Below are 15,447 nucleotides of genomic sequence, written 5' to 3' on the forward strand. Positions count from 1 at the left end.
CAGTGACCGGTTTACGGGCAGGTTTCACCGCTGCCACACAGGGTGCCGATGGGCAGGGCGTCCGGGGTGGGAGGCGCAGCGGCGCGTTGGGCTGCACGTTGCGCGGCCTGGGCTTTTTGCGCGGCTTGCGCCTTGGGGTCGGGTCGGCCGGTTTCCGGGTCCAGTGCCTTGGCTGCGGCCAGTTCGCGGATGCGTTGTTCTGGCGGCAGCGGTGGCGGGATATTGGCCTCAAAGTCTTTCAGCCACTGGATCTTGCCATCCCACGGTGGTAGCGGCGCAGGCGGCAGAGGGACGATGCTATCCAGCTCGGGGACTTTGGGGTTGGCCCACGTGTAGTCGGTCAGGGTATCGCTGATGAGGGTGTACCGGCGTTCGCGTTCAGGGTCGGGTTTGAAACCGAGATCTAGGTATTTCCAGAACCCGTCGTGTGTCGGCTGGCTGAATGCGCGTGCCAATTTGTGTGGCCCCATTTCATCACCCGCTTTGCTGGCTTGGATAAACGCCTGTATCGCATCGGCATTGTTTTTTGAGCCTTGAGCATGTACGCCATATTCGATGGCCGCCTTGGCATGACCTTGCTCACCTGCACATTTCATCATCTGCCAGCCAATGGCAAACGGAACCGGGTTGCTGGCTTTCATCCAGGTCAGTTTGTCCCCTACCAGATACTGCGCCTCCGGGCTGCCCAGATCGGCGGCCTTGCGGTAATAGCGGTTGGCCAGCGCTGGGTCTTGCCTGACGCCATAGCCTGCTTCCAGATAGCGGCCCATATCGTAATAGCCACCGGGGATGCCCCGGCGGATCAGGTCTTCGGTCAGGTCCAGCGTCTCCTTGACCGGGTCTGCGCTCATGGCAGTACCCCGGCCTATCATCTCGCGCAGATCGAGGTTGGCCTGGTAATGGCCGTAAGCAGTGGCAATGCGGTATAGCCGTTCCATCACCGGGTGGACCATCGGGTCTTGCTGGATGATGTTGTTGCGCCGCAGCCAGCGGGCATGGCGGTAGAGCTGGTCGGCTTCGGGGTCGAGTGCGGGCAGACGGTCTTTTTCGTAGGCGCAGCTGAAGGCGAGTTGGGTGTTGACGTCGTTGAGGGCGGGCACATGGCGCTCCCCGGCATTGCAGGCTCCCAACGCCAACATCAGTAACAGTGCGGATGACCCCGTCAGGTAGATAGAGTGCTTCATCGCAAATAGCCCACCAGTTGCCACTGCACCGCTTCAGTACGCTGTGCATAGCCGCGCCAGCGCTGCAACAGCCGGGGGTAGTGCGCGCGGTGCGGTGGGAGGATGTCACCCTGCAAGAAGATGCGTACCACCTGGTTGGCGCGCAGGCCCGGATACTGGCCTTGAATGCTGTCCGCTGGAAACTGCACTTGCCAGTGGCCGGTTTGCGGGCAGGTTTCGCCGCTGCCACACAGGGTGCCAATGGGCAGGGCGTCCGGGGTGGGAGGCGCAGCGGCGTCTTGGGCGGCACGTTGCGCGGCCTGGGCTTTTTGCGCGGCTTGTGCCTTGGGGTCGGGTCGCCCGGTTTCCGGGTCCAGTGCCTTGGCTGCGGCCATTTCGCGGATGCGTTGTTCTGGCGGCAGCGGTGGCGGGACGTTGGCCTCAAAGTCACGCAGCCACTGGATTTTGTCATCCCACGGCGGCAGTGGCGCAGGCGGCAGGGGGACGATGCTGTCCAGTTCCGGGACTTTGGGGTGCAGATAGGAGTAGATGTTGAGTATGTAGCGAATTTCTTTATAGCGCCGTGCCCGTTCTTCATCTTTGGGGACGGCCAGATTTTTGGGATGGCCATCGGCAAAACCGTCTGCCAACCACGTGGCACCAGATGGGTCACCCGCCTTGGTGGCCAAGGTGAAATATTTGACCGCATCAGCATATTGGCCTTCTGCTTGCATCCGTATGCCATATTCCACCCCGGCGCGGCCATGGCCTTGTTCGGCGGCACATTTTTTCATGGATTTGCCAATGTTGTATTCGACAGGGTGGTCAATGGTGAGGCCCATCAGTTTGCTGCCCACTGCATACTGCGCTTCCGGGTTACCCAAGTCCGCGGCCTTGCGCTGGTATTGCAGCGCCAGCAGGCTGTCGGCCTTGACGCCATAGCCTTGTTGCAGCAGTTGCGCCATATCGTAGTAACCGCCGGGGATGCCTTGCTGGATCAGTCGCTCGGTCAGTGTCACCACTTCCTGTACTGGGTGTTCGCTGGCTGCCTGGCCGGCGCGCAGCATGCCACGCAGTTCCAGATTGGCCTGGTAATGGTCATAGGCGGTGGCAATGCGCAGCAGGCGTTCCATGTGCGGATAGCGCAGCGGGTCTTCCTGTTGCAGTTGCTGGCGCTTGAGCCAGCGCGCATGGCGGTACAGCTGGTCGGCCTCGGGGTCGAGCGCGGGCAGACGGTCTTTTTCGTAGGCGCAGGTAAAGGCGAGTTGGTCTTGCACGGTGGGTAGCGCGGGCATGGTGGTCGCTTTCGGGGTGGCGTCGGTCGGGTGGCAGGCGGCCAGCCACAGGCTGGACAGCAGCAGGGCGGCATGCTTAATCACTATTGCTCCTTTCGGCGGAGCGGCGCAGCATGCCGCGCAGCGCGGCGATGGGTTTTTGTTTGGCCTCTAGCGCATCTTTATTGGCGTCGATGATTTTTTGCCAAGCAAAAAAAGCCGCATCAGCAATTTTAAAATTCCCCATGCCCTCCGGATTGGCATCACGACGCGCTTGCTCCAATTCAGGACTATCCGAACTACCCAATCCGGTCGGTCGGCTGGTATGCATGCTCCACAGCTTGCGGCGCAGCGCACGGGCGATGTCGCTGTGGTTGGTCAGCAGATTGAGTTCGCTGTCCACTTCCATGCTGCGGGTGTTGATATTGGCCGAACCCAGGGTGGTGAAGCAGTCGTTCACCAGCATCAACTTGGCGTGGATATAGGTTTCGCGCCAGTCACCCGCTGGGGAATCCGGTGCTACCAGGGTGCAGATCAGGGTTTTCAGGCCGGGGATGTCTACGGTGGGGATGTCCACGTCCTGGCCTTTGGCAATGGCTTCGGCTTCGGCCTTGCGTTGTTCGTAGCTGGCCTTGGCTTGCTGGTATTCGGCCTTGGCCTGTTGTAACTGGGCGTTGTAGCTGGCCTGGGCTTGTTGGAGTTTGGCCTTGTTCTGCTGGAACTCGATGTTGGCTGGCAGGATTTTGTTGGGATAGAGGGCCTGTTTGCTGTACGTTCGCCGCGCCTGTTCTATTTGTTGTTCCATTTTTTGTTCGGCCTGGAGCAGTTGGCCCCTGGCATCGTCCATCTCATAGGCCTTGCTGACACCGGGCATGGTGTCGCGGCGGCCCAGTGCCTCCAGCATGCGGTAGGTGTTGACGCTGCCTTTGCCCACGCCATCGTCAGTGGAGTTGGTAATGACAAAAAGGTAGATGGGTGCCTGGCGGCGGGCTTGCTGCTGGGCGCGGGCGGCCGCCTTGATTTTGTCGGCCAGCGGTGGAAAGCGGAAATACTGGTTTTCGATAAAGATGTAGCTGGTGACATTGTTCACCGCCTGGTAATAGGCGCGCTTGATGTCCTGCACCATGGGCTTGGCCTGGGCCTGGGTGCGCACCAGTTGGACCGGGCAGGGAATCATGAAGCGCAGCGCATCGTTGCTGCCGCGCTTGAAAAAATACGGGTAGTCGCAAAACGTGCTGTCGGGCAGTTGCTCACCGCTTTCTTGCTTCCAGGCGTCAGCAAAGTTGTAGAACACATCGCCGACAATGGGGCCGCTCAGCAGTGCCGAAAAATCCTCACGCGGGCCAACGCTGCCATTTCGGCCCAGCCAGGGTTTGCGCACCCGGTAAGTGTGGGCGTCGCTGTCCCAGTATTCGTCCAGCAGGTTGTGACCCATCACCAGGGCCCTGGCGTGCTGGGCATCGTCATAGTCCACCAGCACCGATTTCTGGTGGTGGCTGGGGCCGCCGGGCAGTGCTTTCTTGGTGGTTTCCCAACTCAGCCCGCGGTCGTCATGCGGCATGCTGGCAATGCGCGCCCGTTCTATCGCGGAAAAACCCCGGCTATAAAAATGCAGGTGTTGTGCGCGGACATCGCCCTTGCGCTTGCGCACATCTTTGTCATCGGCATACAGGCCGGGTGGTTGGTCGTCGTAGCGGTAATACCAGTCCTTGTCATACTGATACTGTCCACGCCGGTCCGGGTCGGAGGGGGGCGCATCCTCCACCTCGTAGGGCGGGCGGTCCTTGATGCGCATGATCCAGCGGCCAGGGGTGTTGGATTCGCCCACCGCGTCCTGATGGCCGGTGACATTGACCAGCAAGTTCAATGGGGTGGCGGCAAAGCACAGCACCCGTACGGTTACGCCTTGGGCGGCTTTGTGTTCCAGCAGCTTGCCCAGTTGCACCGGAAAGACTTCTGTCTTGCCGTCGATGACGTAGCTCACCTGGTGGTGGCCATTGCGCACCAGGTACATGGACGGCTGAAAGCCCCAGCAGATGATGCTGATATTGCGCTTGGCGCGGGCCATGGCTTCGTGCAGGGTGGCAAAGGTCTGTTCACCATTGACCAGGATTTGCAGGCCGGTGTTGTGGGTTGCGTATTCGGGTAATTCGACAAACCACGGCCGGGTAAGGGTGGCCGTTAGTGGCCCACGGGTGCAAATGGGAACGGTGGTGCTGGTGCTCATGCCTGGGGCTCCTCGTCATTGTCGTTCTTCAGTAGCTGTGCCTGGTGGGTACGTGCATCGGTTTGATAGGTGACACGGCCAGAGTCGGGCGCAGGGCCTAGTACCTGCTTGTGCAGCCCGGCATTGGCCAGTTTCCCCTTGGCCGGATCGCGCAGTGCGCTGACCAGCGGAATCTGGTATTCGCTGCCATTGGCCAGCGTCAGGGTGTAGTGCTGTACCCCTGGCTCGTGGGTGAGCGGCAGCTGCATGGCCTCACTCATCAGCCCTTGCTGCACGGTGGCGGACCCGGCTTTCAGGGTGTAGGGCATGCCAGTCCATTCGCTGCTCTGGCCAAACGGGGATTGCGCCAGCACCAAGGGCAGCGGCACCTTCACCTGCGATACCGGGAAGTCCGGCATCCCCACCTTCAGTTGCTGTTTGGATGTGACCGAGAAGCCGCCGTACACCGTAGTCTTGCCCAGCGTACTGATGCCCTCGGCGGTAATGCGCACGGCATTGCCGCCTACGCTCAGTACAATCTCCTCCTGCGCCGCCAGGCTGATCTTCTGCAAGCTGCGGATTTGCGTGTCCTGGCGCGAGGACAGCAGCAAGGCAGCGCCCTGCGCCTGGATGTCGACATTGCCCTGGTTGGCGACCAGCTTGATGCCCGCCTTGGCAGCAAACAGGCTGATGGCCTGGCCGATGTTCACCACCAGCGACTTCAGCGCCGATACGCCCACCTGCTGCTGGGCGGTGAGGGCGATGTCCTGCCCGGCGGCGGCGTGCAGGCTGCCACCGGTGGTGAGCGCCATGCCGGCCGGGGCGCTGGCCAGCAGCACCGCCTGCTGCAGGTCCTTCACCTGCTGATTGAGCAAGTCCAGCTGCGCTTGCAAGTGCAGCGGGTCGGCCCTGGACTGGCTGGCGGCGGCATTCAGGCTGTCTATGCTTTGATTGGCCCGCTCCAGTTGCTGTAGCGCCTGCGCCATGTCGCGTTGCGGGCCACCAGCCCCCGGCTGGGCGTGGGCGGACAGCAGCAGGCCTTTACCGGCCCGGATGGCCCCCCACTGGTCGCTGCGCAACTCAAACCCTGCCCCGCGCGGCTGGCGCTGGGCATCCACCAGGTGGCCGATATTGAGCTGGGTCTTGCCATATTCGGTGGCCAGCTTGATATGCTCCTTGCCCTGCAAGTCCTCCATGCGCAGCTTGTTGTGGGAACGGGTGAGGATGACGTTGCGGGTGTGCCAGCCGCTGTCGATGTGGTCCGGCTTGCTGCTGTCGTGCAGCACCGAGGCAATGTAGGGGTGGTCCGGGTCGCCATCATCAAAACCCAGGTTGACGCGGGTACCGGCATGCAAGGGCAGATGAAAACCAAAGCCGCCGCCGGCAAAGGGCTTGGCCAGCCGCACCGGGCGCGAGTCGCCACCGGGGCTCCAGCGGTCCAGATCAAACAGGAAACGCACCCGGTAGCGGCCCAGCTCATCCAGAAAGGGATAGCGATAGGCTGTTATCGCCCGGACTCACCACCATGGCCGGCAAGGTGCCGTAAATGCGCGGCTTGGGCAGCAACGCCGGTCGCCAGATGCGGTCGGCCGGAATGGCCTGGAAGTGGTTGTGATAGGCCTGATCGCGCGCGCCCTGATGCCGGGCGGCAATGATCAGCCAGCCATGCGGCGCTTCCTCAAACGCCTGCGCCAGCCGCAACACCTCGCCCGGACGGCTGTGCAGCACGGTGCCGCTGCCACTGGCCACACACTGGCGCGCCTGCGAAGCCTGATGGCGCAGCTGGGCGATGCGGGCGGTCTCCGCTGCATCACGTCCGCCCTCGCCCCAGGCATAATCCAGCCCATAGGCCGCTGCTTGCGGTCCAGCCACACCATGCGCGGCATCCAGTACGGTATCGGCGGTGAGATAGTTGAAATCGGTACGGCGCACGCTGTGCAACAGGCTGCGATGGTGAATCTGCCACTGCTGGACGGCCGGGCTGTCATCCTGGCGTAGCCCGCCCGCCGCCCGCAGCGGAATATCCAGCAGCCGCCCGCGGCCATAGTGCTCCAGATTATCGCCAAACAGCAGCACCTCCTTGCCCGCCTCCTCCACCACAAACTGGTAAAACAGGCCCGCCTCGGCCGCCAGGCGGGAAATGAACTGCAAATCCGACTCGCGCCACTGAGTGAGATGCGCATGGGTGGGCAGTGGCGCCGTCAACTGAAAGCGCACGGCACTGGCGGCAAAGCCATGCTGCTGCAACAGCGCCGTGATGACCTGCTGCACCGTGTTGTTCTGAAACAGACGGCAGGTGCTGCCCAGGGCCAGCAGGCTCAGGCGCGGCCCGATGGCAAAGCGGTAGCGGGTTTCCTGCACATTGCTGTCCTCACGCCAGGCCTCGCACACCACGCCATGCCACACGCGCTGCAAGGCGGGGTCGGCAGGAGGGCTGGGCAGGCCGGGAAAGGAAGGCAGCGGGTTGAGGGGTGGCGGGCTGATGGTGAAGCTGACCGGCTGGTGGATGAGGCTGGCGAGCGGCAGGGCGGAGTCGGGGCTGGTGACGGTGACGTTGAGCAGGTAGGGGGTGTCGAGTGCTTCGTCGAGGGTGAAGTGGTGTACGGAGAGGTCCAGGCCCAGGTGGGAGGGGAAGCGCAGCTGGTAGGGGTTGGGCATGGGTAGCGTCCTTGTCTGATGGCGTGAAAACCCATACAGCAGGCGGTGATGCCTGCTGCATGGGTAAGCTAGGCGTTAGCGGTTTTCCACCCAGCTGTCGGAGTGGATGATGTTGCCGTCCTTGTAGGCCCAGGTGATTTTTTCGTAGCGCACTTCCACTTCTTCAAGGTGGTTGTAGCGTTCCTTGGCGACGTCCTTGATGTTGTGCATCTTGGGTTTGACGGCCACCACCTTGACGTTCTCCAGCTTCATGTTGAAGTACTCTTTTTCTTCACCGGCATCGTCAATGCGGTACCACTTCAGTTCCATGCCCTTGAGGTTCTGGCCGCTGGTGACGGCCTTGTACAGGTAGGGCGAGGCGGCATCGAATTCCTTGACGAAACTCAGCGGGGTATGCACACGGGTGCCGGTGAGCTTGCCGGTATTGCCATCGGTGGGGATGTAGACGCTGTGGTCGAACTCCAGTACTTCGACCGAGCCTTCACGACCCTGCACGGTGACAGAGCCCTTGATGTCGGCGCCGCCGTCGTCCTTGATCCACAAATAAGCGGGTATGGCCATGCTGTTTCTCCTTGCTGCGGGGCTCTGCCCCGGTGGTGGTGCCACCCGGCACGCATGGTGCTGCGGGTGGTGCTGTTGACACCCGGTTGTCACCGCCCGGCGGGCGGTTCGATCAGGGTGATTTCCACGCGCCGGTTTTTGCTGCGGCCGGACGCATCGTCATTGCCAGACAGCGGCTGGGTGTCAGCCAGCCCCTGCACGGCAAAATGGGTTAGGGGAAAGGTGGAGGCCGTCACCAGCCACTGGCGTACCGCCTCGGCCCGCGCCAGCGACAGCCGCAGATTGGCCGTGCGGCTGCCGGTGTTGTCGGTGTGGCCGTCTATCAGCACCCGTTTTCCGGGATTGGCCTGTATCCATACCAGCACGGACTGCAAGGCCAGCTTGGCTTCCGGCTTGAGCACGCTCTGGCCGCTGTCGAACAGTGCCGTGCTATCCAGCCGGATCACCTCCGGCTTGGGTTTGGGCGGGTGGTAGGACTGAATGGCGCGCTGGACGATGTCAGCCAGGTATTGCCCCTGATACAGGCCAAAGCCAAGCTGGAGCGGCACGCCATCGGCAGCCAGTGTGCCAAGGTGCTGCTGCCAGCTTTGCAGCTGTTGCACCGTCTTGCCCCGCGCGGGTTCCTGGCTGACGGACAGTGACTGGAAGGTGTGCAGGCGCACGGCGGTTTGCGAAATCAGCTGCTGATTGTTCCAGGCGGAGCAACAGACAAAGGCCAGTAGCAGCAGGGCACAGCTAGTCAGCAGGGTGGCCAGTTGTCGCCAGTGGGGCGGGCAGGCGCGAATGGGCGCAAAGCACGCCGCCAGCACGGTCAGCTGTGCATGGTCGGTGGGGCTGCTGAACACCGGTGTGGCGGGGGTGTGTAGCCCGCTATGCCGGGTGGCTGCCTGTTGCCAGAGCGGCTCGCCAGCATCTACCGACGTGGCCGGGTGAGCCAGCCAGCCGATAGCGTGCACGGCGGGGGCGCGTTTGCTGGCTTGTTGGGGCAGCAGGGCTGGCAGCAGTTGCTGGCTGACATGCTGTTGCAAGCTGTTGAGTACCACGGCTTGCTGCAGGGCCATGGACGCATGGTCGGCGGGTGCTTGCAGTGCGTGTGCCAGCACGGTCTGCATCTGCTGTTCGATGGCGTCTTGCAGTGCCGGATAGCTGGTGCAGGGTGTGATGGCAGCATCCTGCGGTACTTGCAGATTGGCTAGCGGATGGGCGGTCAGTATCAGCACAGCACCCGGCAGCGGGTGGCCTTGTTGCGCTTGAGCCAGTTGCCAGGCGTGATACCAGTCGGCCAGCCGGGCGCTGGCAGCCGGTGTGGCATCGGTTTCATCGGCATTGATGACCAGTATCACTCCGCGCACCCGAATGCCGCTGCTGTGCCAGGCCGCCAGTTGTTGTGGCCGGTCCAGCCAGTGCCAGGCCGGTTGCAGTGTGCTGCGCCAGCCTTGCTCCTGTTGCAAGCTGTGTGCTGCCGGGCCTGCCAGCAGGATGACTTCTGTTACATCGCCGGCCGTGCTTTGCCGCCGCAAGTGGCTCCATAGCGCCAGCATGCCGATCAGCCATGCCAGGCTCAGCAGCATGGCCACGGCACCGGAAACCGGCAGCGCCTGCCAGATCAGCAGCAGACCCAGCGTCAGCATGGTCAGTGGATACAGCCAGTACCAAAGCAGCTGTGGCATGGTGCGTCCTTAGTTGCCAAGCTGGCGCAGTGCTTGGTGCAGCCAGCCTTGGAGCAGTAAATAGATGACGAGCAGCAGCAGGCCGGACAGCATGGCCCACAGCCACGGAGAAAAACTGCGCCAGTGCCAGACCGGGCGGGGTGGCGGGACGGTTTCCTGGGTGGGCTCCAGCGCGTTGATCACCTTGTCCAGTTGCTGTCGCCATTGCTGGTGCTGGGCGGTATCGCCCTGGCTGTACTTGCCTTCAAAGCCCAGTGCCAGCACCAGTTGCCAGCAAGCCAGCAGCCAGTACGATGGCTGCGGGCGGGCCAGTTCGCAGCGCATTTGCTCATACAGTTGTTCTCCGCCTTGCAGCGAGGCAAAGCGGTGCACTTGCAAGGGCCTGGCCTGCCAATGGGCACGGGCTGGTTCCGGCAAATGGCGCAGGGCGGTTTCGTCCAGCAGGCAGCAGCAGGCATAGATGATTTGCTCCCGCTCGGCGCGTGGTGCTCCGGCTTGTTCCAGCGCCTGTTCCAGTTGATCCAGCAAGTGCTGACAATCCTGGTTCAACTGGTGTTCGGTCACCGGTTCTGCTTGTTGCTGCAAACGGGTGACGATCAGCGCGATGTAGCGCATATTGCCGCGCACGGCATGCAGGATGGACAGAGGGCTCATGGGGTAGGCACCGCGTACAAGGCCAGTTGCAGCTCTGGCAAGGAAGATGGGAAGTAGAAGGCGCAGGACTGGGCGGCCAGCATGGCGGCAAAGGCCGGGTGCTGCTTGTCCAGCGCAAAATACAGGCTGTCCACCCGGCTGGGCAGGGCGGTGGGCAGGCGTTGCATGGCTTTGAGCGGAATGCCATTGAGCGCCGAGGACAGAATGCGTGCCACTTCGTCCGGGGCACCGGCCTTGGCCACCAGGGGTAATTGCTCTTGCAGCTGGTGCAGCGGCATGGCGGCGTGTACCGACAGGTAGAAATCCATGCCATCGCGCAAGCGGGCATCTGTCAGATGCGCCAGCCACAGATTGCTGCCATCGCGTTGCAGCGGCAGTATCACCACCGGGGTGGGAATCACCGTGTCCAGCAGGGTGCGGATCAGCTGTTCCAGTTGCTGGAATACCCTGCCCAGCTGGAGGTGGTCGTAAGCGGGGATATCGGTCAGCTGCTGTTCCAGGGCAAAGGTGCTGAGCATGCCGGCCAGCCGCGACAGGCACAGATAGGCGGCATAGGGCGGGCAGCTGTCCAATGTGGGCAGCATGCGCAGCTCCGGCCAGCTTTGCGCCAGGCTGTGCATCAGCCATAGCAGGCTGAGGTCGGACAGCAGATAGTCGGCGGCTTGCCGGGTGCGTTCACGGCGCTGTTGTTGCAGGCTGTGCTGCCTGGCCAGCAACAGCTCGGCCAGCAATTGCAGGCGCTGTTGCAGCAAGGGTGAGGCACTGCAGCACAGCAAGGGCGGGATAAAGCCAGTGTCCTGTTCGAAACGGCCTTGTGCATTGCGTTGCAGTCGTGCCAGCGGCAGCTTGCTCATGCCATCCAGCGCTTCACCGTCAAACTTCAGCAGCAGATTGAGCTGCTCCACCGCCAGTTCGTCTTCCTGCTCGCCCATGTGGTCGGGCACCTGGGCAAACTGTTGCCGGTAGCGGCGCGGGGTTTCTTCCGGCCTCACCTCGCCCTGATGCAGGTTATTGCCCAGCGGGTTGAGTAGCGGCAGCGTCAACCACAGTGTCACGCTGTCGGTGGTGTGGCTGAGGGTATCCAGATGACGGGCCGCAGGCGGCTGACCGCTGATGCGGGTATCAAAGGCCGTACCATCGGGAAACCTGCCTGCCAGCTGTTGCAGCCGGACCTGGCCCTGTTCCAGAGCCAATGGGTCCAGCACCAGCGTACTCAAGCCCCAGGGAAAGGGGCTGGCCAGTGCCGCCAGTTGCTGTTGTTGCCAGGCGTGCTGTGCTTCTTGTTGCTGAAATAACTGTGGCAAGAGCAGGATGCCTTCATGCCATAGGGGTTTGTGAATGCGCAAGCTGGATATCCTTCACGTTGAGCGGGGGGTACGGTTTGCCAGGGACGGCTGGGGCGTGGCCTGGCGTGCTGGTGCTTTCTGTTCGGCGGCCCCCAGCAACTGCAGGCGCACCGCATGGTCGGGCGTGAAATAACTGCCAAAGCGCACCAGGCCGCTTTGCTTGAGATGGCAGATCAGCTCATAGCCCAGTACATCGTCTTGGGCATTGGCCAGCAGCTGGATGTCGATGTGGGCCAGGCGTGGCTCGTAGCGCAGCAAGGTGCTGGCAATGTGTTGCCGCAACAGGTGCGCACTGGCCGGTAAATGGCGGTAAATCATGGCCAGGTCAGGCAAGCCGTAATCCGGCAGGTGCTTGATTGCGCCTTGTCTGCTGTTGAGAATCACCCGAATGTTGTCCATCACGCTGAACAGGTGCTGGCTGTTTTCATCCCAGGCGTGCAGGCTGCTGCCATCCTGAAAATTGCCCAGCAACTTTTCGTAGAGCGACGGCCCGCTATGACGCTGTCGAGTATTCATTTGCCACTCCTTGCTGGCACAGCCGGGGCACTCGCTGCTGCAGGTGTGATGGTTTTCTGCGCTGGCGGGGTGGCCGGTGTTTGCGGCTGTGGTGCGGCTGGCGGGTCAGACGGGTGTGGCAGCCAGGTGATGAGGATCTGGTTATCCAGTAGCTCCAGACGGGCAGCTTTCTGGTTATCCAGCTCCTTGGCGGACATGCTGACGCGCCAGATGGCCGGTGGTACGGGCTGGCGGAACAAGGCGACAACCGCGATCTGGCTGGTGTTGGGTTCTACTGCCGCATTGAGACTGACACTTGCGCCGGGGCGGAGCAGCAGGTCGTGGCGTGCCAGCATTTCATCGCCCAATGTCTCCCGGTCCTGGCTCAGCAGCTGTTCATAGCTGGCACGGGCAAAGGCCTTGCCGTCGCGCAACTGATAGACCCGCACTACCACGGAGAGGGCATGCCCGCGCTCATCCGGATTGATGGCTTCGCGCGCGGTGAAGTCCAGTTTCAGTGTGGTCAGCTTGGGATAAAACACGGCTGAAACCACTTGCTGGCTACCGTTTTTCAGTGCTTGCCAGGCTCCGCAGCCGGTAAGGGGGAGCAGCAGGCAAAGCAGAAGGGTAATGCGCAGGCGCATGCGGAAGTTCTCCGGCAAAAGGGTGGATAGGTCAGGCATGCAGCATCCCCAGGGGAATGTCTGCCAGCTGGCCGGGTATGGCGTTGGCTGGTGCTGGCAGATGGGCGGCGCGGCCCAGCCGGTGGCTGTGGCGGCTTAGCCGGGTGGCGGGCCAGGCGGCAGTGGGCAGGCTGGCAAACAAGGCCAGATCCCAGCGCAGGCCCAGATAGGCACGCAGTACCTGGCACAGGTCGTCATGGGTTTGCTGCCCGGCTTGCAGGTGGCCAAGTTCGGCACTGTGTTGCAGGTGCAGGGTGAGTTTGACCGTGCGCTGCACGTCCCGCAGCCGTGCGCCCAGTAATACCGTGCCGCGTTGCAGGCGGGTGGCCCGGCCTAGTCGCCCGGCGCCCAGCAGCACCTTGCGCGGGTAATGCGGCTGTACGCTGCCCGTCGTGTCGGGCAGCACATGCTGCACGGCAGCCAGCAGGCCATGTGCGGTGCGGGTGCGCTGGCTGAGCGGGCCCAGCAAGGCCAGCCAGCGAGCAGGGCTCAGCCCGGTTTGCTGACCGGGCAAGGCGCGGCCAGCCAGGCCCAGCAAGGCTTGCGACAGGCGGTCCTGCCCGCCGGTGCGAAAGCCTGCCGGGTAGTGGTATTTGCGCCAGATGGCGTAATAGCGGGTGATGATGCGGTGATGGAACAGGTCGAGAAAGTCGGTGAGCGCTTCGTGGCCTTCGCGACGGGTGACCTGGTCGTTGCCGATGTGCTGTGGCAGCACGCCGTCCACGCCGGTCAGACCAAGAAAACGGGTGTAGACCGCAGGGACGGGGTGCGGTGTATCACTGTATGGTTCTGGCTGGTAGTGCAGCTCGGATACCGGAAAGCCATAAGCCGGGTGTGAACGGAACCTGACGGGTTCTGTCGCGACACTGTCTGAGCTCGCCAGAGTGCAAGGCGGCTCGCTGGCCAGTTCTATCAGTTGGCAGAAGCGGTAGAAATTGAACAGGTCGGCCTGCGGCAGCATGGCCTGAATCAGAGGGGTGGGCGCTGACATGTGCGATCCTCCCATTGCAAGGTGCGGCCGCTTGGCTGAACCAGTACCCGCAAGCGGGTAAACAGGTTCAGATCGGCATAGCTCGCCAGAAAATGATCCAGCAGGGTGGCAAACAGATACAGGTCACCCTCGCCGGTAAAGCCGGTCTGGTCCAGGGTGATGTCGATGGCGACACCCTGCATCACGCAGCCTTGCTCAACCTTGCGCACCAGTTGATGGGAGACATCGACAATGGCCTGCAGGCGACGGCGGTTCAGTGGGTCGTCGGTCCAGTCGTACAGTGCCAGCGTGCCGCGCAGGGTTTCGGCATTCAGCAAGGACAGGTAGTTGCTGGCCAGATGGGACAGCACGCGCCACTGGAACCGGTCTTCGCGCGGCGGGTGGCAAGGCAGGCTGTAAGGCAGCAGATGATGGACTGCGGCAACGGCACTGCGATGTTGGCGCAGTGTCACGCGCTGGGTCTGGCGCAGGGCCTGGCGTGGCAGCATGCCATTGGTGCCGGTTAGTTTCAGCGACAGAGTTTCCGGTTCCAGCTCGGTCTGTTCCTGCCATTGATGGCCTCCGAGCATCAGCCAGCTATCGTAATGACCACTGGCGCTCTGGCGGGTATGGGTGTGGTAGTAGCGTTCCGGGGCTTCGTGGCGCAGCATGCCGCCGCGGTGGCGAAAGCTGCGAAACGGCAGGTAGTCATGACGTTGCCCGCTGTGGTGATCGAAGGCTTGCACGCTGTCGACCGAGAAGGTTTCGACATGGTTACCATCGTGCAATACCGGAATGACCCGGTAGGCCTGCTGGCGATGATCAACATGAATCGGCTCGGCTTCCACCTCGAACAGATTGATGGCCGGCACGCAATGCAGCTGGAAAGCCTGCTGGTCGAACGGCTGCCCGGACGGGAAGCGGCTGGACAGGTGGATTTCGATGTCAAAGCGGCCATGCGCTGGCAGTTGTGTGGCATCCAGTCCGCACAATTCGACAAACAGGAATTTCTCCCGGAAGGCAAAGTATTCCATCAGCAGCGGGTAGCCGCCATGTGCCGTTGGCGGCCTGGGCCACAGGGTGTCGTCGCTGGCAAAGCCACTTTGCCGGAGTGACAGTGCGGTGCTGATCACCACATCCTCGCCGCTGGCTTTCAATACCAGCCTGACGCCTGGCTGGGTCAGTGCGTGCAGCAGGGCAAAGGCGATGGGCGGGTCGGCGTTGAGAAACAGCGGCAGGGTGGACAGGTCCAGACTGTCGCGATTGGCCTGGGCTTCCAGTTCCAGCCCCAGGCGAATCAGTTGGCTGCCGTCATCGTCTTCTTCCAGTCTGGCCAGCTGCAGTTGCAGCGGCAGCAGTTGCAGGTCGCGGGTGGTGCGGTACTGGCACACGCTGGCCGCTTCGCCAAGCGTGCTGCTCAGCAGGCTGGTGCCGGCAGGCAGTTGCTCGGCTTGCTGCAGCACACCCCTGCTGGTGCGAAACGCCATCACGGTGAGTGCCGGGATCATGCGCAAGTAATGTGGCCACAGCAGGCCGACCAGGTTTTCGGTCAGCTCCGGTACATCGTCGTCGAGCTTTTGCTGCAACTTGCCCATCAGAAAGGCAAAGCCTTCCAGCAGGCGTTCGACCATGGGGTCGGGGTGGCCGACATTGTCCAGGTTCAGCAGGGCGGCCTGATCGGGATGCGCCTGGGCAAATGCCTTGCCGGCTTCGCGCAGGTAGCGCATTTCGGCTGCGTAGTAATGCAGGGTCTGGTCGTTCATCACT

At 62.5% G+C, this 15,447-nt stretch carries 13 protein-coding genes; all 13 read right to left on the minus strand.

The genetic code is table 11. The features are described 5' to 3' along the window. Positions 1-11 precede the first annotated feature (11 nt). Positions 12-1,184 (minus strand): DUF6396 domain-containing protein, encoded by a 1,173-nt coding sequence (locus DKK66_RS12865; protein ID WP_131358667.1) that lies wholly within the window; start codon positions 1,182-1,184, stop codon positions 12-14. Beyond that, a complete protein-coding gene (locus DKK66_RS12870) occupies positions 1,181-2,542 on the minus strand; it encodes a DUF6396 domain-containing protein (RefSeq protein ID WP_131358670.1) in 1,362 nt (453 codons plus the stop codon). Before DKK66_RS12870 ends, DKK66_RS12865 begins: the two co-directional genes overlap by 4 nt. After that, positions 2,535-4,664 carry a phosphatidylserine/phosphatidylglycerophosphate/cardiolipin synthase family protein gene (locus DKK66_RS12875; RefSeq protein ID WP_131358673.1) on the minus strand — a complete coding sequence of 710 codons (2,130 nt, stop codon included), beginning with the start codon at positions 4,662-4,664 and terminating at the stop codon, positions 2,535-2,537. Before DKK66_RS12875 ends, DKK66_RS12870 begins: the two co-directional genes overlap by 8 nt. Further along, on the minus strand, positions 4,661-6,103 hold the full coding sequence (locus DKK66_RS12880) for a type VI secretion system Vgr family protein (RefSeq protein WP_131358676.1): 1,443 nt from the start codon (positions 6,101-6,103) through the stop codon (positions 4,661-4,663). The genes DKK66_RS12875 and DKK66_RS12880 overlap by 4 nt, the downstream gene beginning before the upstream one ends. A gap of 16 nt (positions 6,104-6,119) precedes the next feature. Beyond that, on the minus strand, positions 6,120-7,301 hold the full coding sequence (locus DKK66_RS12885; protein ID WP_131358678.1) for a type VI secretion system Vgr family protein: 1,182 nt from the start codon (positions 7,299-7,301) through the stop codon (positions 6,120-6,122). Between the two features lie 75 nt (positions 7,302-7,376). After that, a complete protein-coding gene (locus tag DKK66_RS12890; protein ID WP_131358680.1) occupies positions 7,377-7,862 on the minus strand; it encodes an Hcp family type VI secretion system effector in 486 nt (161 codons plus the stop codon). Between the two features lie 89 nt (positions 7,863-7,951). Continuing rightward, positions 7,952-9,532, minus strand: a complete 1,581-nt coding sequence (locus DKK66_RS12895) for an OmpA family protein (RefSeq protein WP_131358682.1) — start codon at positions 9,530-9,532, stop codon at positions 7,952-7,954. Positions 9,533-9,541: 9 nt separating this feature from the next. Next, on the minus strand, positions 9,542-10,186 hold the full coding sequence (locus tag DKK66_RS12900; protein ID WP_131358684.1) for a DotU family type IV/VI secretion system protein: 645 nt from the start codon (positions 10,184-10,186) through the stop codon (positions 9,542-9,544). Beyond that, positions 10,183-11,532, minus strand: a complete 1,350-nt coding sequence (tssK, locus tag DKK66_RS12905; protein ID WP_255434127.1) for a type VI secretion system baseplate subunit TssK — start codon at positions 11,530-11,532, stop codon at positions 10,183-10,185. The genes DKK66_RS12900 and tssK overlap by 4 nt, the downstream gene beginning before the upstream one ends. Positions 11,533-11,544: 12 nt before the next feature. Then, the gene (gene tssE, locus DKK66_RS12910) at positions 11,545-12,048 is read right to left on the minus strand and encodes a type VI secretion system baseplate subunit TssE (RefSeq protein WP_131358689.1); all 504 of its coding nucleotides are present in this window, start codon (positions 12,046-12,048) and stop codon (positions 11,545-11,547) included. Next, positions 12,045-12,710, minus strand: a complete 666-nt coding sequence (gene tssJ / locus DKK66_RS12915) for a type VI secretion system lipoprotein TssJ (protein ID WP_131358692.1) — start codon at positions 12,708-12,710, stop codon at positions 12,045-12,047. Before tssJ ends, tssE begins: the two co-directional genes overlap by 4 nt. Then, entirely contained in the window at positions 12,703-13,701 is a 999-nt protein-coding gene (gene tssG, locus DKK66_RS12920) for a type VI secretion system baseplate subunit TssG (protein WP_165494171.1), read from the minus strand. The genes tssJ and tssG overlap by 8 nt, the downstream gene beginning before the upstream one ends. Then, positions 13,680-15,443: a type VI secretion system baseplate subunit TssF gene (gene tssF / locus DKK66_RS12925; protein WP_131358698.1), complete on the minus strand. Its 1,764-nt coding sequence runs from the start codon at positions 15,441-15,443 to the stop codon at positions 13,680-13,682. The genes tssG and tssF overlap by 22 nt, the downstream gene beginning before the upstream one ends. Positions 15,444-15,447: the final 4 nt, after the last annotated feature.

The organism is Aquitalea sp. USM4 (genome assembly GCF_004328945.1).
Classification (GTDB): Bacteria; Pseudomonadota; Gammaproteobacteria; order Burkholderiales; family Chromobacteriaceae; genus Aquitalea; species Aquitalea pelogenes.